Annotated in this window: 18 protein-coding genes; 11 read left to right on the plus strand and 7 right to left on the minus strand. The window is 69.1% G+C overall.

Going from position 1 to position 20,838, the window contains the following annotated elements; translation table 11 throughout:
* Nucleotides 1–120 precede the first annotated feature (120 nt).
* Nucleotides 121–1,512, plus strand: coding sequence for an FAD-dependent oxidoreductase (locus ACIA76_RS28205; protein WP_397155840.1), 1,392 nt, complete (start codon nucleotides 121–123; stop codon nucleotides 1,510–1,512).
* 32 nt (nucleotides 1,513–1,544) lie between these two features.
* Entirely contained in the window at nucleotides 1,545–2,417 is an 873-nt protein-coding gene (locus ACIA76_RS28210) for an amidohydrolase family protein (protein ID WP_397155842.1), read from the plus strand.
* A 1-nt stretch (nucleotide 2,418) separates the two neighbouring features.
* Here ACIA76_RS28210 and ACIA76_RS28215 read toward each other — a convergent pair whose 3' ends face one another.
* A complete protein-coding gene (locus ACIA76_RS28215; protein WP_397155844.1) occupies nucleotides 2,419–3,390 on the minus strand; it encodes a purine nucleoside permease in 972 nt (323 codons plus the stop codon).
* Nucleotides 3,391–3,599: 209 nt separating this feature from the next.
* Here ACIA76_RS28215 and ACIA76_RS28220 point away from each other — a divergent pair, with 209 nt between their 5' ends.
* The 5 genes from ACIA76_RS28220 to ACIA76_RS28240 all read left to right on the plus strand — a co-directional run bounded on the left by ACIA76_RS28220 (nucleotide 3,600) and on the right by ACIA76_RS28240 (nucleotide 10,108).
* Nucleotides 3,600–4,205 carry a hypothetical protein gene (locus tag ACIA76_RS28220; protein WP_397155846.1) on the plus strand — a complete coding sequence of 202 codons (606 nt, stop codon included), beginning with the start codon at nucleotides 3,600–3,602 and terminating at the stop codon, nucleotides 4,203–4,205.
* A 71-nt stretch (nucleotides 4,206–4,276) separates the two neighbouring features.
* On the plus strand, nucleotides 4,277–5,377 hold the full coding sequence (locus tag ACIA76_RS28225; RefSeq protein WP_397155848.1) for a CaiB/BaiF CoA transferase family protein: 1,101 nt from the start codon (nucleotides 4,277–4,279) through the stop codon (nucleotides 5,375–5,377).
* A gap of 408 nt (nucleotides 5,378–5,785) precedes the next feature.
* Nucleotides 5,786–8,401, plus strand: a complete 2,616-nt coding sequence (locus ACIA76_RS28230; protein WP_397155850.1) for a LuxR C-terminal-related transcriptional regulator — start codon at nucleotides 5,786–5,788, stop codon at nucleotides 8,399–8,401.
* A 194-nt stretch (nucleotides 8,402–8,595) separates the two neighbouring features.
* On the plus strand, nucleotides 8,596–9,519 hold the full coding sequence (locus tag ACIA76_RS28235) for a hypothetical protein (protein WP_397155853.1): 924 nt from the start codon (nucleotides 8,596–8,598) through the stop codon (nucleotides 9,517–9,519).
* Between the two features lie 235 nt (nucleotides 9,520–9,754).
* Nucleotides 9,755–10,108 (plus strand): hypothetical protein, encoded by a 354-nt coding sequence (locus ACIA76_RS28240; protein ID WP_397155855.1) that lies wholly within the window; start codon nucleotides 9,755–9,757, stop codon nucleotides 10,106–10,108.
* Nucleotides 10,109–10,284: 176 nt separating this feature from the next.
* On the opposite strand, the gene ACIA76_RS28245 is transcribed toward ACIA76_RS28240, so the two are convergent.
* The 3 genes from ACIA76_RS28245 to ACIA76_RS28255 are packed head-to-tail and all read right to left on the minus strand — an operon-like array spanning nucleotide 10,285 to nucleotide 11,524.
* Nucleotides 10,285–10,845 (minus strand): methylated-DNA--[protein]-cysteine S-methyltransferase, encoded by a 561-nt coding sequence (locus tag ACIA76_RS28245; RefSeq protein WP_397155857.1) that lies wholly within the window; start codon nucleotides 10,843–10,845, stop codon nucleotides 10,285–10,287.
* A gap of 51 nt (nucleotides 10,846–10,896) precedes the next feature.
* Nucleotides 10,897–11,169, minus strand: a complete 273-nt coding sequence (locus ACIA76_RS28250) for a hypothetical protein (RefSeq protein WP_397155859.1) — start codon at nucleotides 11,167–11,169, stop codon at nucleotides 10,897–10,899.
* A gap of 58 nt (nucleotides 11,170–11,227) precedes the next feature.
* The gene (locus tag ACIA76_RS28255; protein WP_397155861.1) at nucleotides 11,228–11,524 is read right to left on the minus strand and encodes a hypothetical protein; all 297 of its coding nucleotides are present in this window, start codon (nucleotides 11,522–11,524) and stop codon (nucleotides 11,228–11,230) included.
* On the opposite strand from ACIA76_RS28255, the gene ACIA76_RS28260 reads away from it, so the two are divergent.
* On the plus strand, nucleotides 11,496–12,992 hold the full coding sequence (locus ACIA76_RS28260) for a PLP-dependent aminotransferase family protein (RefSeq protein ID WP_397155864.1): 1,497 nt from the start codon (nucleotides 11,496–11,498) through the stop codon (nucleotides 12,990–12,992). The genes ACIA76_RS28255 and ACIA76_RS28260 overlap by 29 nt on opposite strands.
* A gap of 201 nt (nucleotides 12,993–13,193) precedes the next feature.
* On the opposite strand, the gene ACIA76_RS28265 is transcribed toward ACIA76_RS28260, so the two are convergent.
* Nucleotides 13,194–14,483, minus strand: coding sequence for an adenylosuccinate synthase (locus ACIA76_RS28265; protein ID WP_397155866.1), 1,290 nt, complete (start codon nucleotides 14,481–14,483; stop codon nucleotides 13,194–13,196).
* Nucleotides 14,484–14,823: 340 nt separating this feature from the next.
* Between ACIA76_RS28265 and ACIA76_RS28270 the strand changes: the two genes are divergently transcribed.
* Together ACIA76_RS28270 and ACIA76_RS28275 are read left to right on the plus strand one after the other, a co-directional pair.
* Nucleotides 14,824–15,447, plus strand: coding sequence for a hypothetical protein (locus ACIA76_RS28270; RefSeq protein WP_397155869.1), 624 nt, complete (start codon nucleotides 14,824–14,826; stop codon nucleotides 15,445–15,447).
* Entirely contained in the window at nucleotides 15,444–16,235 is a 792-nt protein-coding gene (locus ACIA76_RS28275; RefSeq protein ID WP_397155870.1) for a site-2 protease family protein, read from the plus strand. The genes ACIA76_RS28270 and ACIA76_RS28275 overlap by 4 nt, the downstream gene beginning before the upstream one ends.
* A 277-nt stretch (nucleotides 16,236–16,512) precedes the next feature.
* Here the strand turns inward: ACIA76_RS28275 and ACIA76_RS28280 are convergent, their stop codons facing one another.
* Together ACIA76_RS28280 and ACIA76_RS28285 are read right to left on the minus strand one after the other, a co-directional pair.
* Nucleotides 16,513–17,646, minus strand: a complete 1,134-nt coding sequence (locus ACIA76_RS28280) for an aromatic acid exporter family protein (RefSeq protein WP_397156156.1) — start codon at nucleotides 17,644–17,646, stop codon at nucleotides 16,513–16,515.
* A gap of 30 nt (nucleotides 17,647–17,676) precedes the next feature.
* Nucleotides 17,677–18,132 (minus strand): DUF3151 domain-containing protein, encoded by a 456-nt coding sequence (locus tag ACIA76_RS28285; protein ID WP_397155872.1) that lies wholly within the window; start codon nucleotides 18,130–18,132, stop codon nucleotides 17,677–17,679.
* A gap of 83 nt (nucleotides 18,133–18,215) precedes the next feature.
* Here ACIA76_RS28285 and ACIA76_RS28290 point away from each other — a divergent pair, with 83 nt between their 5' ends.
* A complete protein-coding gene (locus tag ACIA76_RS28290) occupies nucleotides 18,216–20,723 on the plus strand; it encodes a hypothetical protein (protein WP_397155873.1) in 2,508 nt (835 codons plus the stop codon).
* The last annotated feature ends 115 nt before the right edge of the window (nucleotides 20,724–20,838 follow it).

The following is a 20,838-nucleotide window of genomic DNA, read 5'->3' on the forward strand; positions in this document are numbered from 1 at the left end:
CGCAGCATCACGGGATGACGACAACCGGGTGCAGACCCCGGTCCCGACGTCAACTTAGCCTAAGCTAAGAACGACGGCTAAGACATGACGACAGATTCTCGACCAGAGGTGCGCGTAAGAATGACCGAACACAGTGCAGCGACCCGCCCACTGCGCATCGCGATCGTGGGCGCCGGACCGGCCGGAATCTATGCCGCGGACGCGTTGATGAAGTCCGAGGCGCAGGTGAGCATCGACCTGTTCGAGCGGATGCCCGCCCCGTTCGGTCTGATCCGCTACGGCGTCGCGCCGGATCATCCGCGCATCAAGGGCATCATCACCGCGCTGCACAAGGTGCTCGACAAGCCGCAGGTGCGCCTGCTGGGCAATATCGACTACGGCTCCGACATCACGCTGGTGGAACTGCGCCGCTTCTACGATGCGGTGATCTTCTCCACCGGCGCCAATGCCGATCGCGCGCTGAGCATTCCGGGCATCGACCGGGACGGCTCCTACGGCGCCGCGGACTTCGTGTCCTGGTACGACGGACATCCCGACGTGCCACGCGACTGGCCCCTGGAAGCGGAGAAGGTCGCCGTGCTCGGCGTCGGCAACGTCGCCCTCGACGTGGCGCGGGTACTGGCCAAGACCGGTGACGAGCTGCTGCCGACGGAGATCCCGCCGAACGTGTACGAGGGCCTGCGCGCCAACAAGGCGCTCGAGGTGCACATCTTCGGCCGCCGCGGCCCGGCGCAGGCCAAGTTCACCCCGCTGGAGCTGCGCGAGCTGGACCATTCGCCGAATATCGAGGTCATCGTCGATCCGCAGGATATCGATTACGACGAGGGCTCGGAGGCCGCGCGCCGGCATTCCAAGCAGGTCGACATGGTCTGCAATACGTTGGAGCAGTGGGCGATTCGCGATGTGGGCGACCGGCCGCACAAGCTGTTCCTGCACTTCTTCGAATCCCCCGCCGAGGTGCTGGGCGGCGAGGACGGCTCGGTCGTGGGCCTGCGCACCGAGCGCACCCAGCTCGACGGCACCGGCAACTGCAAGCCGATCGGCACGTTCACCGACTGGGATGTGCAGGCGATCTACCGCGCGGTGGGCTATCTGTCGCAGAACATCCCGCAGCTGCCCTTCGACGAGCAGGCCGGGACCGTGCCCAACGAGGCCGGTCGCGTCCTGGCCGACGACGGCGCCGACGGTACGGGCCGCTATCTGCCCGCGACCTATGTCACCGGCTGGATCAAGCGTGGCCCGGTCGGCCTGATCGGCCACACCAAGGGCGACGCCAACGAGACCATCGCCTGCCTGCTCGACGACGCCCCGACCTTCGCCCCGGCCGAACAGCCCGATCCCGAGGCGGTGACGAAGTGGCTGGAGGACAAGGGGATTCCGTTCACCACCTGGGCCGGCTGGTACCGCCTCGACGCCCACGAGCGCTCCCTCGGCGAGCCGCAGGGCCGCGAGCGGGTCAAGGTCGTCGAGCGCGAAGACATGCTGCGCGCGAGCGAACCGAACAAGGTGTGACCGCGCGGCCGTTCTGAGGCATGCTGAATCACGTGTTCGATGCCCATGTCCACCTCATCGATCCGCGCTTCCCGCTGATCGAGAACGAGGGCTACCTACCCGAGTCGTATACCGTCGCCGACTATCGAAAGCGCATGTCGCGCTTCGATGTCGACGGCGGGGCCGTGGTCAGCGGGTCGTTCCAGGGCACGGATTCCAGCTTCATGATCGCGGCGCTGGCCGAGCTCGGGCCCGGCTGGGTCGGGGTGATCGATCTGCATCCCGACGCCACCGACGAGCAGATCGTGGCGCTGGACCGCGCGGGCGTGCGGGCGCTGCGCTTCAATCTCAAGCGGGCCGCCGGGGATATCGTGGCGCTGACCATGCAGGCCCTGCGGGCCCACGCGCTGGTCGGCTGGCATGTGGAGCTCTATATCGACGGATCCATGCTGGGCTCGCTGGAGCCGGTGATCTCGAAGCTGCCGTCGCTATCGATCGACCATATGGGCATGTCCGATGAATGCCTGCCCTATCTGCTCGATCTCGTCGATCGCGGCGCCCGGGTGAAGGCATCCGGATTCGGCCGGGTGTCGATGGATCTGCCCGCGGCGCTGCGGCGCATCCACGCGGTCAATCCGGAGGCCCTGATGTTCGGCTCCGATCTGCCCGGTACCCGCGCGGGGCGGCCCTTCCAGGACTCCGATATCGAACTCATCGCCGATATGGTCGGCACCGATATGTACCGGGTCCTGGAGGACAACGCCCGCGCGTTCTACCGCCTGCCGGTGAAGGTGCGCCCGATCCACGAGGATCCGCTGCCCACCCTCCCCATCCCCACCGGCGAGGTCCCCACCCTCCGGCTGCACCGCTCGTATCTCCCCAAATCCCCTCCGGGAGATACGATTCCGCTGCCCGTGATCGAGTAGCTCAGTCCAGGTTCGGGTGAGCCATCAGATAGTCGGCGGCGGCCGAGGCGACCCGATAGGCGTTCTCGACGGCCAGCCCGAAGCCCGGATTCTCCGCGCCGGTATCGATCGCGGTCAGTAGGTCGGTGACCGATTGGCCCGGGCGGGGGCGGTCGAAGTTGCTTGCGGTGCGCAGACATACGTAGCGATTGAGCTTGCCCGCGCGGGCCAGGGCGCCCGCGGTGGCGTTGTCCTCCATCTGGGAGGTGCAGTAGCGGGCCCGCCCGCCGGTCTGCATACCCACGATGGCCGCGGCCTGGGCCGAGGACGCCGCGCCCGACCAGAAGTTGTCGCCGGTGGCCGTATCACACTGTTGCACATCGGGTTTGCGATCGGCCTGACCCGGGAACGCCGCGCGGGCCGCCGCGGCGGCGGGGCTGTCGGCCAGCGCCACGCCCTTGGTGTTGCGATACACCGCATCGACCAGATGCTGATCCAGCTCGTAGGCCTCGGTACCGGCCTTCGGCATGCTCAGATAGCCGTTGTTCGGCACGCTCGGATCATCCTGGGGCAGCACATGATGCCCGAGATCGAAGTCGACCACCCAGCGAGCCCAGGCGGCGAATCCGAGGGTGCCCACCTCCGGCGGCGTGCCCGCGATACCCGCGGTGATGAAGTACGCCTTGTCGAAATTCAGTCGCGGACTGGCCAATACGGCGGTGGTGGACAGCGAGGCGTTGACCTTGCCCATATCAGTCACCATCACGCACAGACCGGCATCGTTGCAGCGCACCGGGGTTCGCACGCCGGGCACCGAGATCTCCTGCGTCCACTGCCGCTGCTTCACCCACGGCTCGACCTCCGGATCGAACATCGTGATGACCATGGCCCGCACCCCGATCCGATCGTCGCCCGGCGAATGCGATCCACATCCGGTCACAACGAAAACCAGTCCGAGCGCCGATAGCATCGCGCCGACCAATCTGGTGTACAACGAACCTCCCTGACCTCGATGAATACCTACCCCATAGAAGTACCGCACAGTCGGTACCCAGTGGGGGACCCGGGCGGCAGACCCAGGAACTATGGGCAGGAACACAGCGCGCCCGTCGGTACCCTGAACCTGCCGACGGAACCTGGCATCGGGGGTCTGTCGTCGAACTCCGCCGTGCGACAGGATGTTTCGTCAGATCGGAGATCCCCATGCGACTCGTGGGCTGTCTTACCCTCGGCATCGCGGCCGTCGCCTGCACCGCCTTCGCATATGCGAATGCCGCCGGGCCGTCGACCACCACCGCGCCATCGCCGCCGACCACCACCGCGCCGACGACCACGGTGGAGCCCACCACGGTTCCGACCACAGCTCCACCGACCACGACCCCACCGCCGACAACACCGACGACGATCATCCCCACACCGCCGACGATCGTGCCGTCGACCACCACGACTACGCCGCCGCCGCCCACGATCACCCCGGATCCGGGCTACGACGACGGCATCACCTGCGGCCCCGGTTTCAACGGCCTCGAGGTCCGCGCTATCGACATCTTCTGCGACACCGCCCTCCAGGTGACCGACGCCTACGGCCGCGAGGTGTCGCGCTGGAACTACGGCATCGTCATCACCGTCGAGGCCGCGGGCCGGATCTGGGATTGTCAACAGCTGCACGGTGTTCGGGATCCGTACCAGGAGTGCGTAGATCGCGATCGGCCGTCCGATCGGGCGCGGTTGCTCGGCACGGCGGCTCCGGCCGCGCATCGGGACAGCGGGACCGGGGTGCCGCCCGGATCGGGTTCGGCCGGGCGATGAGGCATAGCCGAGGATGCGTTCTGCCCTTATTGTCGTATGGACAACAACCGGACGATGAACCGAGGTAGGGCGTGAGCACTCCATCCACCGCCGCGAAACAGGGCCCGCTCGCGGGCATTCGGATCGTCGAGCTGGCCGGCATCGGACCCGGCCCGCATGCGGCACTGCTGCTGGCGGACCTGGGCGCGGATGTGGTGCGGGTGCAGCGACCCGGCCTGCTGCCCGGATTCATGGAGCGCCCACAGTGGCGGGGCCGCACCATCGTCGAGGCGAATCTGAAGGATCCGGCCGAGATCGAGCGGGTGCTCGGCCTCGTCGACAAGGCCGATGTGCTGATCGAGGGCTTCCGCCCCGGCGTCACCGAGCGCATGGGCCTGGGCCCGGACGTGGCGCTGCGGCGCAATCCGCGCCTGGTGTACGGGCGGATGACCGGCTGGGGCCAGGACGGCCCGCTCGCCGATCGCGCGGGCCACGACATCAACTACATCTCGCTGACCGGTGTGCTCAACGCGATCGGCCACAAGGGCGAGCGCCCGGTGCCGCCGCTGAACATGGTCGGCGACTTCGGCGGCGGCTCGATGTTCCTGGTGTTCGGCATCCTCGCCGCGCTCGTGGAACGGCAGAACTCCGGCAAGGGCCAGGTCATCGATGCCGCCATGATCGATGGCGCGCTGGCGCTGTCGCACATGATCTGGGGCATGAAGGGTGTGGGCCTGTGGTCCGACGAGCGCGGCACGAACCTGCTCGATACGGGCATGGCCTTCTACGACACCTATGAGACCGCCGATGGGAAGTACATGGCGGTCGGCGCCATCGAGCCACAGTTCTACGCCGAACTGCTGCGGGGTCTCCAGATCGATCCGGAGGGTCTGCCGTATCAGATCGATCCGAGCGCTCAGGACCAACTGCGCAAGCTGTTCGCCGAGCGGTTCAAGACCAGGACGCGCGAGGAGTGGACCGCGGTCTTCGACGGTACCGACGCCTGCTGCACACCCGTTCTGACCCTGACCGAGGCCGAGAGCAATGCCCATATCGTGGCCCGAACCGGCCTGATCGAGATCGACGGCGTGGTCCAGCACGCGCCCGCACCACGGTTCTCGCGCACGCCGGGCGGGATTCCGACGCCGCCGCCGTCGGAGGCGACACCGATCGAGCGGGTCTGGACGGATTGAGTCAACTACGCCGTGCTGGATGTCGTCTGTCGTAGACTGGGCCTGTCACTTCGGTGACGGGTGAAGAGGGCAGAGCGCCGCTCCTAACGACGCTCCGCCCGAATGGGTTACCTGGCCCGCTTCATTCGGACCAAGATGTAGATGAGCGCGGCGGCCGCTGCAGCGATTGGCGTCAACCAGGCTGCACGGTTCGCCGGCTCAACTTTCCTGTGTTTTCCACACATTCCCCATTCACCTCCTCTCCCTGACGATGACGGTCAGACCGGCCGTCATCGTTCGGGAGGGGAGGGCATGGGCGATGTTATCGTTTCGTGTCATAGCACATGTGCATCTTCGCTGTATCTGCTTGGCACCCTTCGTAGTTCGTTCGCCGCGCTCACGATCGACTAGAGCATTAGAGTGATTCACATGGCTCGGAATTGGCCGATGATCGAGCGCGGACATGAGCTGGACTCGATCCGCGCGGCCCTCACCGGCACCGAATTCGTCGGGGCGGTCCTGACCGGCGATGCGGGGGTCGGCAAGACGACGCTGGCCCGGCAGGCCACCACGGCGGTGGGCGGGAATGTCCGCTGGGTCGCGGGCACCGAATCGGCGCGCAGCATTCCGCTGGGCGTCTTCGCGCATATGGTCGGGGTGTACACCGCGCACGATCCGGTGACCTTCATGGCGGCCGCGCGCGAGGCCCTGCTGGCCGATGGGGAGACCATCATCGGTGTCGACGACGCGCATCTGCTGGACCAGCTGTCGGCCACCCTGCTGCTGCAGCTGGCCACCGACAAGGCCGCACGCATCGTCTGCACCGTGCGCAGCGGGGTGCAGGTGCCCGACGCGGTGACCTCGCTGTGGAAGGACGGGCATCTCCTTCGAATCGACCTGCGCCCGTTCACTCAGCGCCAGAGCGTCGAACTCGTCGAATCCATGCTCGGCGGGCAGCTCGAGGGCTTCACCGCCAATCTGATGTGGGAATCCTCCGGCGGCAATGCGTTATTCCTGCGGCATCTGGTCGAGGGCGCGCTGGAGGCGGGCACGCTGCGGCAGGTCAACGGGGTGTGGCAGCTGCGTGGGCGGGCCGCGGTCACCTCGGAACTGGCTGCGCTGCTGGAGGATCGGGTCGAACAGCTGCCGGAGACCGTGCTGCGGGTGCTGGAACTGCTGACCTTCTGTGAGCCGATCGATCTGGACGTGCTGGCCGAGCTGGCGGGTGAGGAGGCGGTCGAGACGGCCGAATCCCGCGGCGTCATCCGGATCGTCGAGAACTCCCATCAGCTGCTGGTGCGCTACAACCATCCGCTGTTCGGCGAGGTCATCCGCCGCCGCCTGGGCATCGCATCGGCGCGGCGGCTGCGCGGGCGGCTGTACTCCTCACTCAAGGAGCGGCCGATCAAATCCGCCTCCGATCGCATCCGGCTGGCCGAATTGGCCTTGGACAGCGATAAATCCGCGGATCTGGAGCTGTTCGTGGCGGCGTCCGAGGATGCCATCGGGCTGGCGAACATCCCGCTGGGCGAGCGCTTCGCGCGGGCGGCGGTGGAGCGCAGCGGCGGGGTCGAGGCGGCCGATCTGCTGGCCCGCGCGCTGCTGTGGCAGGGCCATCGGATCGAGGCCGAGCGCACGCTGGCCAGCTTCGATCCGGATCAGCTCAACGAGGTGCAGCTGGCGCGGTGGGGCAGTACGCGGGTGGCGAATCTGTTGTGGGCCATGGGCGATGCCGATCGCGCCGAGGAGGTGCTGTCGCTGGTCCGCGGCAAGGTCACCCATCCGAAGATCGCATCGACGTTGCAGGGCTTGGCCTCCGCGGCCGCGGTGAACGAAAACCGTTTGGAGGACGCGTTCGTCGACGCCGAACAGGTGATGTCGACCGCGGACGCGCCACCATGGGCGGTGTGGTGGGCCTCGTTCGGCGGCGGATTGGCGCTGGCACTGATGGGGCGCGGGGCGGCGGCGGCGCAGTACGCCGACCGCGGGCATGGCGTCGAATCCCATATCGACGGGCTCAATCGGTTCATGTCCACCCATGCCGAGGTGCTGGCACTGACCCTCACCGGCGATCTGGACGCCGCCCGGCATTGCGCCACCACGTATTTCGGCTACTCCGCGCCCGGACAGTATCTGGCGTGGGGCTTTTCGCGCATTCTGCAGGGCACCGTGGACGTGGCGCAGGGACACTTCCCCGACGGCATCGAGAATCTGGAACAGGCGCTGGCCGCGCTGCACGCCGAGGGTGCGGCCGCATGGATGTTCCCGGCGAGAATCCGTCTCGCCGAAGCGTATTCGGCCCTGGGCCGCGCGCCCGAGGCGGCCGAATCGATTGCCGAGGCCGCCGCGCGCGGCGGCAGGCACAGTGCGGTGTACGAGTCGCAGCTGCAGATCGCACGGGCGTGGCAGGCCGGTGCGGAGGGGACGGTCACCCCGGCGGTGCGCCTGGCCATCGCGGCCGCCGACTCCGCCGCGCGGGCCCATCAGCACGCCATCGAGGCGGTGGCCCTGCACACCGCGGCCCGTTTCGGCGATCACACGGTCGCGGGGCGGCTGGCCGATCTCGCGGCCCGCATCGATGGGCGGCTGGTGCAGATCCAGGCCCGGCACGCGGTGGCGGTCGCCTCCAACGACGGGCCCGGATTGGATACCGCCGCAGCGCAATTCGAGGAGCTCGGGGCGCTGCTGTCGGCCGCGGACGCCGCGGCGCAGGCCGCCTCTGCGCATGAACGCTCGGGTGATCGCCGCCGGTTACTCGAATCGGCCGCGACCGCGAATCGGCTGGCCGCGGCGTGCGGCGGGGCGAGCACACCCGCCCTGCGGCAGTCCGCGCAGCCGCTGCCGCTGACCGCACGCGAACGCGAGATCGCGAATCTGGTCGCGGCCGGGCTGAGCAATCGGCAGATCGCCGACCGGCTCACGGTGTCGGTGCGGACCGTCGAGGGACATCTGTACCGGGCCTGCATCAAGCTCGATGTCACCGACCGGGAGGCGCTGGCCGAGCTTATGCGCGGAGAGCCACCGAGCGGCAAACAGCGCGGCTGATATCGATGACGCAGTTCATCGATCTTCGGTGAGCCCGCTCACATCGATTTGCCTTAGATAGTTACCGATTGGTTACCATCCTGGCCGGGCGGTCCGAGCCGGATCGCCGGGGGATCTTTCCGTTCGTGGGGGATCTGCTTTCGCCAATCGAAGTTCCAGGTGGTGTATTCGGCGTGGCCCGTCGGCATCGAGTAATGAATTCCGGCGCGCCGCGGCGCGCCCTCGTCGTCGGCGCGATCCCGCTGGCCCTGGCCGTGGCGTGCTCGAACGGGCCCGAGGGGCCGGTCGCGGTGCGCGGCGGGGCGCCGACCATCGAGAACATCCGGCCCGGCACGACCGTGCCGGACGTTCTCGATGCGACCGCGCCGCCGCCGGGACGTGAACATGTCGCGCCGACGCCGTCGGGTCCGGCGCAGCCCGGCGTCACCGCGATCCCGCGGAATCCGGGTCCGGTGCAGCCCGGCGTGACCACTCCGGTCGCCCCCGCGCCACCCGCACCCGAATACGTTGCGCCGCAGAACTTCCGGTCGGTCCCGACACCCGCGCCCGCGCCGGCGATCAACTGGCAGGATCTGCACGCCCCCACCCCGGTCGCCCCCGTCGCACCGATCGCTCCCCCGCCGCGCACCCTGCGCGTCGGCGCGTTCACCACCGCCGTATCCGACGAGGTGCCCGATACCGTGCTCGGCCCGGTGAATCTCGCCGCCGCCGCGACCGAGGCGGCGATCGCCACCGGCCTGAACTCCGTGGGTATCAACGCCACTCGCTCCGACAAGATCGCGGGCCTGACCGTCGCGGGCGCCGTGGGCGGCGCGGCGCTCGGCGCGGCCGCCGTCGGCATCCCGGCCGCCGCGATCGCAGCCGTGCCCGGCGCGATCATCGGCACCGGCGTCGGTGCGATCACCGGTGGCATCATCGGCGCGGTCGTGGGCGCCCCCGTGAATGCGTCGGTCCCGAGCGGGGCGGGCGGAGCCCTGATCGGTGCGGCCGTCGGCGCGGCCGCGGGCGCCGCCATCGGCGCGGCAGTGGTCGGGATTCCGGCTGCCGTCGCGGGCGGCGTGATCGACGCCGCGGTGGTCCGACGGACATCACGATGGTCGGTCGCGGGGCGACCATGAAAGCCGCTGCGCGGTAGCGGTTCTCGCTGCCGCCCTACCGGCTGCCGCGCGGCACCGAGAGTCCGAGGAGACACAGTCCGGGCGGCGGCCTCGGGTGCCGCCCGGATTCGCGGGGATGGCTCGGGGACTGATCGCCAACTACGATGCACTCGTGCGACGCACGGTCGCCCGTTGGTTCTGCAGGATCCCCGGGGAGGGTGGTGATCTCGACGTGAGGCGTCGAAGTCGAAACGTCATGGCTGGAATTCGCGTCGCCCTGGCCGCGCTGCCCTTCGCGATCGCCGTCGGCTGCGTCGGCCTGGCCCACGCCGAACCGGGCCCCGTCCAACCCGGCGTAACCACCCCCACGCCACCGGATTCGGATGAACCGACCGAATTACGCGCCGCCGCACCCCAATCCCCCACCCCCGCCCCGGCCCCTCGCCCCCGTCCCACCACCCCCGACAAAACCGAAACACCCCCACCCCCGCCACCCCGCAGCGTCCACATCGGCGACTTCGAGGCACCCGTCCCCGACGGCGTCCCCGACGCGGTGGTCCAGGGCCTCCAAAACGCCATCAACCCCACCCCGCCGCCCCCGAAACCCTAAGAACCCCAGCACAACCCAGCCCCGGGACTAGCACATCTCGCTCCTCCCCGAGCGGACCATTCGCGCCTGCCGGGCCACCCTCTCGCCCCCAGGGGCGCCCTCTTTCCTCCTCTTCGGACCGCCCCGCTCTTCCCTGGGCAGCCGCCTCCTCTTGTACCTCGCCCCCAGGGCGAGGATCAGAACAAGGTTGGTTCGCCGAAGCCTGGGGTGCGCTCGATTTCCAGCAGTCGTTGTTTGGTGACCAGGCCACCGGGGGCCGAGAAGCCGTGCAGGGCGTGGTCGGAGGCCAGGACTCGGTGGCAGGGGACGATGAGGGGGATCGGGTTGCGGCCCAGGGTTTGGCCTACCGCTTGGGCGGCGTGGGGGTGGCCGATGCGGGCGGCCACCTGACCGTAGCTGAGGGTGCGGCCGGGGTCGATGGCGCGGGTCACCTGATAGACGGCGCGGTCGAATTCCGGAATGCCCTTGTGGTCCAACGGGATCCAGCGCAGATCGTCGAGCGTTCCGGCGAGGTGGGCGCGGATGTCCTCGATGGCCTCGGCGATCACACCGGTGGGCTCGGCCTCGTGCACCTCGCGCCCGCGATTGCGACGCAGCACGACGGCTCGCGTCGTCTCGGTCGTGGCCTCGGGCAGGAGGAACCGCGCCACACCGGTATCGGTCCAGGCGAGGGCGCAGACGCCGATCGTGGTGTCGAAGAGCGCGGCCGAGACTGCCGGCCGGTCCGGTTCGGGCATACGGCCAGTCTGCACCATGGGACCGACATCTTCGAGAGTGCCAGTCCAGTTTCAGAACTGGACCGCGCAACGCCCGAAGCCCCGGAACCGGCGCGCCGCCGCCGGAGCCCGGCAGATCTCGGCGTCACGACGCGCGCGAATGGCCGCCAACTCCGAAAGCTGCCGCTGCTCTTCGTAATACGACATCGACCAGTCCGCCATCGGCGCATGCGAACGGTATCGCTCCAGGAGTTCCGCGGCCCGCTCGTCGCGCTTCGGTACGAATCGATAGACGACGATGGCGAAGATCACGACTACGACCAGGGCGGCGAAGAAGGTGAGCATGGTTCCATCCTGCGGCCATCTGGACCTGGATTACATATCCACTGGCTCACCACTGGCCTTAACTTAACGTCGATTTCTCCCCGAGAGGTCCAGTTTCGGCCACTGGCCCCATCGGCTCGTGGGCAGCGCCCCAATCGGTGAGCGAATGACGCACGGCCAGGCTCGCGCGGCGAAAGACCCTGCGCTCCCCGGCCGCCGGCAGATAGTCACGGAGGGTCGCCGCGGTCACGGTGATGTACACCCCGACGATCAGCAATGCGAGCATGCGGCCATGGTCTCGTCGCCTGGACTTGAAATCCATATCCAGCAGGGCAATACTGGCCTGCATGGCAATACGTGTGATCAGCGCGGCCACCCTGACCCGGGATCTGGGCCGCTGGCGCCACGACGACGGCGACGAGGGTGCGGCCCGCCGCTCGGCCCGTCCGGCGTATCTGGCTCTGGCAGAAGGCATTCGGCTGCTGATCCACGACGGCCGCGCCCCGCTGGGCGTGGCCCTGCCCAGCGAGCGCGATCTGTCCGCCGTCCTCGGCGTCAGCCGCACCACGGTCACCTCCGCCTACACCCTGCTGCGCGAACACGGATATCTGCTGAGCCGGCAGGGTTCACGCAGCACGGTGGCGCTCCCGGCCAGTGTGAAGCATGACGGAAACAAGCCCACCCGAAGCATTCTCGCGATGATGTCGCCGGGCGAGCTGCCGACGATCGACCTGACCTATGCCGCCATGTCCGCGCCGCCGGAGATGACCGACGCATATTCCTCGGCGCTGCAAGGACTTCCGATCTATCTCGGCACGCACGGCATGGATCCGGTCGGCGTGCTGACACTGCGCGAGGCGGTCGCGCGCCGCTACACCGAGCGCGGCCTGCCCACCGATCCGGACCAGATCCTGATCACCCTCGGCGCCCAGCACGGCCTGCGGCTGCTGCTCAACGTGCTGACCGCACCGGCCGAGCGAGTGCTGATCGACCATCCGACCTATCCCAATGCGATCGAGGCGATTCGAGACGTGGGCGCGCGCCCGGTGCCGGTGCCGCTGCGCCCCGAACACCCCGAGGCGGGCTGGGATCTCGACGGAATCCGCAGCGCCGCAAGGCAAACCGCCGCCAGTACGGCCTATCTCGTGCCCGATTTCAACAATCCGACCGGCCTGCAGATGGATGCCGAGGGCCGCGCCGAACTGGCCGCCATCGCCCGCGAGACCCGGATGACGGTGATCGTCGACGAGTCCATGGTCGATCAGCAGCTCGACGGCGAAAACCCGCCTCCGGCAGCGGCTTTCGGGCGCGGCTCGGAGATCGTGTCGATCGGTTCGGCATCCAAGTCGTTCTGGGGCGGCCTGCGCGTCGGCTGGGTCCGGACCAACCAGACGCTGATCACCAAGCTGCTCGGCAGCCGCTCCAGCATGGATCTGGGCACGCCGGTGATGGATCAGCTGGCCACCGGCTACCTGCTCGAGCACGCCGACACCATCCTGGCTCGCCGCCGCGACCAATTGCGTTCGCGCCGAGCCGCTCTGCTCGACGCGATGGCCGAGGAGCTGCCCGACTGGCGGGCCGTCGAGGGCGCGGGCGGCATGTCCCTGTGGGTCCAGCTACCCGCCCCCGTCTCCACGGCCCTGGCCGCCACCGCCCCCAACCACGGCATCCTCCTCGCGGCGGGCCCCCGCTTCGGCGTCCAGGGCGCCTTCGAACGCTTCCTGCGCCTCCCCTTCACCCACGAGGAATCCGACCTACGCCTGGCCGTGAAGTCGATCGCCGCCGCCTACGCCGCCCTGACCCCCCACGCCGCCGACCCACTGGCCCCACTGACCTGCTACTAACCCCCACAGCCGCACCCTTTCTCGCACTTCGCACCCGCTCCAGGTGCCCGCAAGGGGTGCGAAGCGTCAGAAAGAGTGCGGCTGTGGGGTGCCACCGGGGGCCCGCCGTGGACGAACCTTCGCACCCCTTCTAGCGCTTCGCACCTCTTTCAGGCGCCCAGAGGGGGTGCGGAGGGCGGGAAAGGGTGCGGCTGGGGGAGCTTAGCTCAGGATGTCGTGGCGGACGATGGTTTCGTCTCGGCCGGGGCCTACGCCGATGCAGGAGACGCGGGCGCCGGAGAGTTCCTCGAGGCGGCGGACGTAGGCCTGGGCGTTGGCGGGCAGGTCCTCGAAGGTGCGGGCGCCGGAGATGTCCTCCCACCAGCCGGGCATTTCCTCGTAAATCGGCTTGGCGTGGTGGAATTCGGTCTGGGTAGTGGGCATCTGCTCGACGCGTTCGCCGTCGATCTCGTAGGCGACGCAGATCGGCACCCGGTCCAGGCTGGAGAGCACGTCCAGCTTGGTGAGGAAGTAGTCGGTGATGCCGTTGACGCGAGTGGCGTAGCGGGCGATCACGGCATCGAACCAGCCGGTGCGGCGGGCGCGGCCGGTGGTGACGCCGACCTCGCCGCCGGTCTTGGCGAGGTATTCGCCGGACTGATCGAACAACTCGCTCGGGAACGGGCCCGAGCCGACGCGCGTGGTGTAGGCCTTGAGGATGCCCAGGACGGTGCCGATCTTGTTGGGCCCGATGCCGGATCCGACGGCCGCGCCGCCCGAGGTCGGGTTCGACGACGTCACATAGGGATACGTGCCGTGGTCGACGTCGAGCAGCGTGCCCTGCGAACCCTCCAGCAACACGGTCTCGCCGCGCTCGAGGGCCTGGTTGAGCAGCAGGCGAGTATCGCTGATGCGGTGGGCGAAACCCTCGGCCTTGGTGAGCACCTCGTCGACGACCTGCTGCGGATCCAGTGCGCGGCGGTTGTAGATCTTCACCAGCACCTGGTTCTTGAATTCCAGTGCGGCCTCGACCTTCTGGGTGAGGATCTTCTCGTCCAGCAGATCCGCGACGCGCACGCCCACGCGCGCGACCTTGTCCTGATAGCAGGGGCCGATACCGCGGCCGGTGGTGCCGATCTTCTTGTTGCCCAGGAAGCGTTCGGTGACCTTATCGATGGCCACGTGGTACGGCATGATCAGATGCGCGTCGGCCGACAGCAGCAGCCGCGAGGTATCCACGCCGCGCTCCTCGAGCCCGGCCAGCTCATCGAGCAGCACACCCGGATCCACCACCACACCGTTGCCGATGACATTGGTCACGGCCGGGGTGAGGATGCCGGAGGGGATCAGATGCAGCGCGAAGTTGTCGCCGTTGGGCAGCACCACGGTATGTCCGGCATTGTTGCCCCCCTGGTATCGCACGACCCACTGGACTCGACCGCCCAGCAGATCGGTGGCTTTGCCCTTACCCTCGTCGCCCCATTGGGCGCCGATCAGGACGATTGCCGGCATGTGGAGTCTCCTACGAATCGACGCGCAACACCGTCGTGCTGCAGCTACCTGCCGTTTCCGAGGCGGTGGCCGGGAGCACAGTCTAGTGGATAGGTGAACCAAGGTTCCGCCTCCGCCTCGCCCAACCTCGCAGCGCCCGGCGGGCACCGAGATGGCCCGGCAGAACTCCAACACCCTGGCCCCGGCCGAGCGAAGCGAGGCAGGGGGAATGCGGGCTAAGGTGGCAGCCGGAGGTGGACCGGCCCGGCCCACCCGGTGCAGCGAGGACGATGGAGTTGTCAGGTCCGAGGAGGGTGTACGGCGGTTGAGTACCCATGTTCTCCGCTGCAACGGTGCTCCGGTGCCGATCGCGCTCGCATCACTACCGACCACGCAGACCGCGGCCATCCCCGACACCACGGCCATCGATGAGCTGCTGCCGGTGCTGGCCGCCGACAGCCTGCCGCGATTGATCGTGCTGGGCGAGGATGCCGGTCTCGCCGCGGTCCTGACCCATCTGCTGCGCACCGAACGGCTACACGTCGAGATCGGCTATGTGCCGGTCGATCGCACCTACGGTTCGCGGGCCTATCAGACCGGTACCGGATCGGCCGCGGCCAAGCGCGCGCTCGACGGAAAGCCCACTCCCACACCGCTGATTCGCGACGATACGGGCAAGGTGCTGGTCGGCCGCGCCACGATCACCGGTCGCGACGGGGCGAAGCTGGAGGGCGAGGGATACGTCGACGATATCCGGCTCTTCACGGGAAAGGTTACGGCGCTGCATGTTTCGCCGACCCTCGACGAACCCGGCATACGCGCGGCGGTGCAACGCGGATTGCGCAGGCGGCGCTGGGTCTCCGGGCGCGCGGTGCAGGTGGGCTCGCCCGGCGCGGTGGTGACGCGCGACGGTATCGCCAACGACCGGACGGTGCCGCGGTCGAGTTTCTATCGGCACGACGAGCCCTGGATACTCGTGCGATGAACCGTTCCTTCGGCGCGCGGCGCACGACCGGTGCGGTGCGTCCCAGTCCGGTATTCCTGTTGATCGTCGCGCTCACCGTGGGCGGCGGGGTGCTGGCCTGGACTGCCGAGGACTGGTCGTCGACATGGGCCCGCCTCGGCGTATTCGTGATGGTCGTCGCCGGGTGGATCGTCTCGGTATGCCTGCACGAATTCGGACATGCCTACACCGCGTGGCGGGCCGGCGATCGCGAGGTCGAGCTGCGCGGCTATCTGACGCTGAATCCGTTGAAGTACAGCCATCCGCTGCTGTCGATCGCCCTGCCGATCGTCTTCATCGCACTCGGCGGATTCGCGCTGCCGGGCGGCGCGGTCTATGTGCACACCCATATGTTCTCGCCGCGGATCCAGCGCCTGGTCAGCGCGGCAGGGCCCGCGATCAACGCGGTCTGCGCGGTGGTGTTGCTGGTGATCGTGCGGCTGTTCGGATCGCCGAACAGCCACGCGGCGTTCTGGTTCGGGTTGAGCTTCCTGGCATTTCTGCAGGTGACCGCGACCGTGCTGAATCTGCTGCCGATTCCGGGCACCGACGGATACGGAATTCTGGAACCGTCGCTGAGCTATCAGACGCGACGGTCGCTGGATCAGGTCAAGCCGTTCGGCGTGCTGTTGCTGTTCGCCGTGCTCTGGGGCCTCGAGCCCGCGCGGAACGCCTTCTACTGGCTGGTGAACCTGCTGTTCGAGCTGTCCGGCGTGCCGTCGGTATGGCATGACATCGGCTTCTATCTGGTCAGCTTCTGGTCCCGGTAGGCACCGAACCGTCGGCGGCCCCTTATCCGCCGACGGCCCCCCGAAGGAGGGCCGCCCGACCCTCTTGCACGGGTCGAGCGACCCCGCTCCGCTCGGGCGTGAACGCCGGACCCGGTATCGGCCGTCCACACCACCGGCGGCCGTACGGCGCTCCATCGCCCTCGCGAAGTTTCGACCACACCACCCCTCGTCGGCGCGGTCATGACAAAACCTACGGTCGCGGGGGATCACGAACACGAGTAGTCCGCTACCCGAACTACTTTCCCGCAGCTACTCGTCAGTCCTCGGGGGTGACGTACGGATGCTCCACGGTCGGCGGCAGCAGCGCGATGGCGGACAGCCGCTTGACACCGCACACCTGCATCAGATCCACGACGATCGAACGCAATTGCGCGAAGACGACATGCGCCGACAGCCCCGCGCCTGCTACCAGGTCCTTGGTGGCGCCCTTCGCGACGCGGCGCAGCACCCGGGTTGCCTCGGCGGCGTCGGGCTGTTCGTCCGGATCGGCCAGCATATAGCGGCGCACCATATCGACGGCCTGACCGAGCTCCTCGACCTCCTCGATCATGCGGGGATCGAGAATCTCGTCGTCCCGGACGAGGGTGAGCGCGCGGCGCAGCAGCACCCGGGTGTTGCGCACGGCGTTGTCGAGCGGATCGGCCGCGGCCCGGATCGACTCCAATCGGGGGCGCGAATTCCAATACAGCGGGGAGATGCGGCTGACCTCGCGCCCGCCCTCGAGCGCGCTGCGCAGGCCATCGATCTGTTCCTGGGTGCCGCGCACGGATTCCAGTGCGAGACGGATCTTTTCGGGATCCTGTTCGAGCAGTCCGTCGGCGCAGTCGGTCAGCGCCGTACCCACCACCGCGAGGATATCGGCGGCCTGCTGGCGCGCCCGGCGCACGGGATGCAGCGGGATGACGGCCACCACCAGGATTCCGACGAGACCGCCGACGAGCGCATCGATCATGCGATTGGTGCCGCCACCGCTGTGCGGGGGCATGAGCGTGGCGACCAGCACCGCCGAACTGGCCGACTGCATGGGGATGACCGCGCCGCCGTCGAGGAATACCGCGGTCGCCATCGCGACGGCGACCACCAGCGCGATCTGCCAGGCGCCCGCGCCGACGCGGGAGATGAACAGATCGCCGATGCCGATGCCGACCGCGACGCCGGCCACCAGCTCCACCGAGCGGCGCAGCCGCGCGCCGAACGAGACACCGATCGAGATGATCGCGGCCATCGGCGCGAAGAACGGTTGTGGATGGCCGATGAGCCGATGCGCGACGAACCAGGCCAAGGCCGCGCCGATCGCACACTGCACGATCGGCAGGGCGGACCGGCGCAGCCGCTGCACGCCGTTGTGCAGGCGTTGTCTACCGCTTTCGCGAAATGCTTCGACCGTGATCGATGTCTCGAGTGCCAATTCGGGTGCGGGTCAGTCGAGGCCGAGTTCGGCCGCGGCGCGCGGATCGCAGTCTTCGAGCAGATCGAGGCAGCGGGCGTATTCGTCGTTCTCGCCGACGGCCTGGGCCGCGCGGGCCAGTGCGCCGACCGCGCGCAGGAAGCCGCGGTTGGGCTCATGGCTCCACGGCACCGGGCCGAAGCCCTTCCAGCCGTTGCGGCGGAGCAGGTCCAGGCCCCGGTGGTAGCCGGTGCGGGCGAAGGCGTAGGCGGCGATGGTGTCGTAGGCGATGGCGCCCTCGGGATCGGCGCCGGCCGCCTCGGCACGGGCCAGCGCATCCTCGGCAAGCTGAGCCCAGGCGATGGAGGCTGTGGGATGTGCCGCGGCCACCTGCACGGGATCCTGGTTGTCGAGCAGGGCCTCTTCTGCGTCGGAGTTTTCGGGAAGCAATACCGGCTGCGGTCCGAGCAGATCACCGAAGGAGGTCATGGGCTCATTGTGCACCGCTGTCAGGAATGCTCGTTAGGCTGACCTCCTGAGTGCACTTGTTGACGTTGAGCGAGGGGTAGCGCGTGTCCGACCCGAAAGACCAGAAGCCCGACCGGCAACCGTCTTCCGCCGGCGCCGAACAACGCCCCGCCACACCTCCGGCGCCCTCGGACGGCACTCCCGACGGCGATAAGACACAACACATCGCCGGTGATCAGGGCGCGACCGAACGCATCACGCGCGATCCCGCCCCCGGTTCGTCCGCCGCACAGACCCCGCCCGCCCGTCCCGCCGCATCCACGCCAGGCACTCACCCTCCCGTCGCCCCCTCGCCCGCACCGCCGCGCCCCGCCGCCCGCCGCGGCCCGACGGGCACGCCGCCGGGCGCCCCGCAGAATCAGGGCGATCGCCCCGCGAGTCCCCCGGGCGGACAACCGAACCAGGCGCGGGGCAATCAACCGCCGAGACCGAGCGGTCAGCAGCCCTCCGCCGCCCCGCCGAATCCGGCCGCCGGGCGCGTTCCCCCGGCCTTCGGCCAGATCCGTCCGGGCGGCACGCCGCCCGGCACCGGCCGCCCGGGATCGGCCAAGGCCCCCGGCGGCCCCATCAGACTCCCGCCGCGCGGCCCCGGCAATCCCCCGGCGGCCCAGGCCGATCCGTCGAAGGATCGGCCCGCACCGGCCGACGCACCGCGTCCGGGCCAAGCGAGCACGCCCGGCGGCCCGGTCGAACTCCCACCCCGGGGCCCGGCGGCCCCGGCCAATCCGACCGCGGACCAGTCGAATCCGACCGCATCCGGCAAATCAGACAAAACCCCCGGTACGAGCGATCCGGCCACACCCGCCGCGAATCGACCACGCCCCGCACAACCCAATCCCCCGCTCCCGACCCGCGGCACCGGCGGATCCACGACCGGTAAGAGCGACAACCCACCGCTCCCGACTCGCGGCGCACCCGCAACGGCCAAGGCCGACACCGGCTCGAGCACAACCAAACCCACCGAACCCGCAGCCGGGCAGCCCCGCCCCGGCCAACCGAACCCACCGCTGCCGACCCGTGGCGCCCCGGCAACCGCCAAGAGCGACACCGGCTCCACGGACAAGGCACGCCCCGCACAACCCAACCCGCCGCTCCCGACTCGCGGCACCCCGGCAACCGCCAAGAGCGACACCGGCTCCGGCGCGGCCAAACCCACCGAACCGTCGACCGGCCAGCCGAACCCGCCGCTGCCGACCCGCGGCACCGGCGGATCCACGACCGGTAAGAGCGCCGGCGGCACCACGGATCAGGCAGGGGCCGCGAAATCCAATCCGCCGCTCCCGACCCGTGGCGCACCCGCGACGGCCAAGGGTGATGCCGGCTCCGGCGGCGGATCGGCGGCGGGAGCTGCCGATCCCAAGCCGGACGACTCGGCGAAGCCGGGTGCCGGGCGGCTCGGTAAGGGTGCGCTCGCGGCATTCCGCCCGGCCGGTGCGGGCCGCACGGGGGCGGATCCGGCGAAGGAGTCGGCCGAGCGGAAGGGGCCGGATGATGCGGCGGCTCCGACGGTGCAGTTCGGTGCCGCCAAGGCGGACAAGTCCACCGAATCCGCTGCGGCGCCGCAGGACAAGCCCGAGAAGATCGCTGCTCCCGTGGCCGATGCCGACCAGACCAAGCAGGCGCGTCCACAGGACACCCCGGATAAGGCTGCGGCACAGGGCGATTCGACACAGCAGGCAAAGCCCGCCGCCACCCCCCAGCCCGGCGACGACGCGAAAACCGTTGCGCTTCCGATGATTACCAATCCGTCCGATGCCGCCACAACCATCCTGCCGATCCAGCAGCCGGGCGGGCGCGGCACCGGGGGGCCCGGGCAGCAGGGCACCGATCGGGTGGCACCCGGTGCGGGTCCGCTGTCCAAGCCGCGTGGTACGCCGCGGCCGGTGGCGGGACCGAGGAACAACGTCGGCCCGCAGGGCCCGATCGGCCCCATGCAGGCGCCGCCGCGGCCGGGCGCGGCGGCATCGCCCGCCGATGTGAAACTCACGATCCCGGATCAGCAGATCTCGCGCACCCCGCCGCCCCCGCGCACGGTCACGCCGCGACCCATGGCGCAGCCCACCCGGGTACCGCCCATGCCGCCGCAGCAACAGGCCCCCGCCACGGGCGGACGCGGCAACAAACGCTGGCTGATCGCGGCGGGCGGCGTCATCGTGGTGATCATCGCGGTGATCGCCACGGTGTTCGGACTGAAGAGCGCCAAGGACAATTCACCGCAGGCGCAGGTCCGCAATGCCATCGGCGCCTACACCGACGCGCTGGCCGACGGCAGCCTGCCGAAGCTGCGCGATATCACCTGCGGTGCGCTGCACGACTTCTATCAGAACATCGCCCCGGATCAGTACGCCGGCGTGCACAAGCTCGCGGTGGATCAGAAGAAGATCCCGAAGATCGCCTCCTTCGACACGGTCACTGTCACCGATAACAAGGCGACCGCCCAGGCCAGCGTGTACACCGACGCCGATCCGACCCGCGCGACCCTGCGCACCTTCGCCCTGCAGCACAGCCCCGACGGATGGAAGGTATGCATCCCTCTGGACGCCGCTAGCTGATGTGACATTCATCGCGGCGGTGTCACGCTCCCGGCCCCGCACGCGATGAACATCACAGACGGCTGGTCATCGGTCCGGCACCGTCGGTAGCATGTCCCGGACTCGCGGGCAAAAT

This window comes from Nocardia sp. NPDC051570 (assembly GCF_044454005.1).
In the GTDB taxonomy this organism is placed as follows: domain Bacteria; phylum Actinomycetota; class Actinomycetes; order Mycobacteriales; family Mycobacteriaceae; genus Nocardia.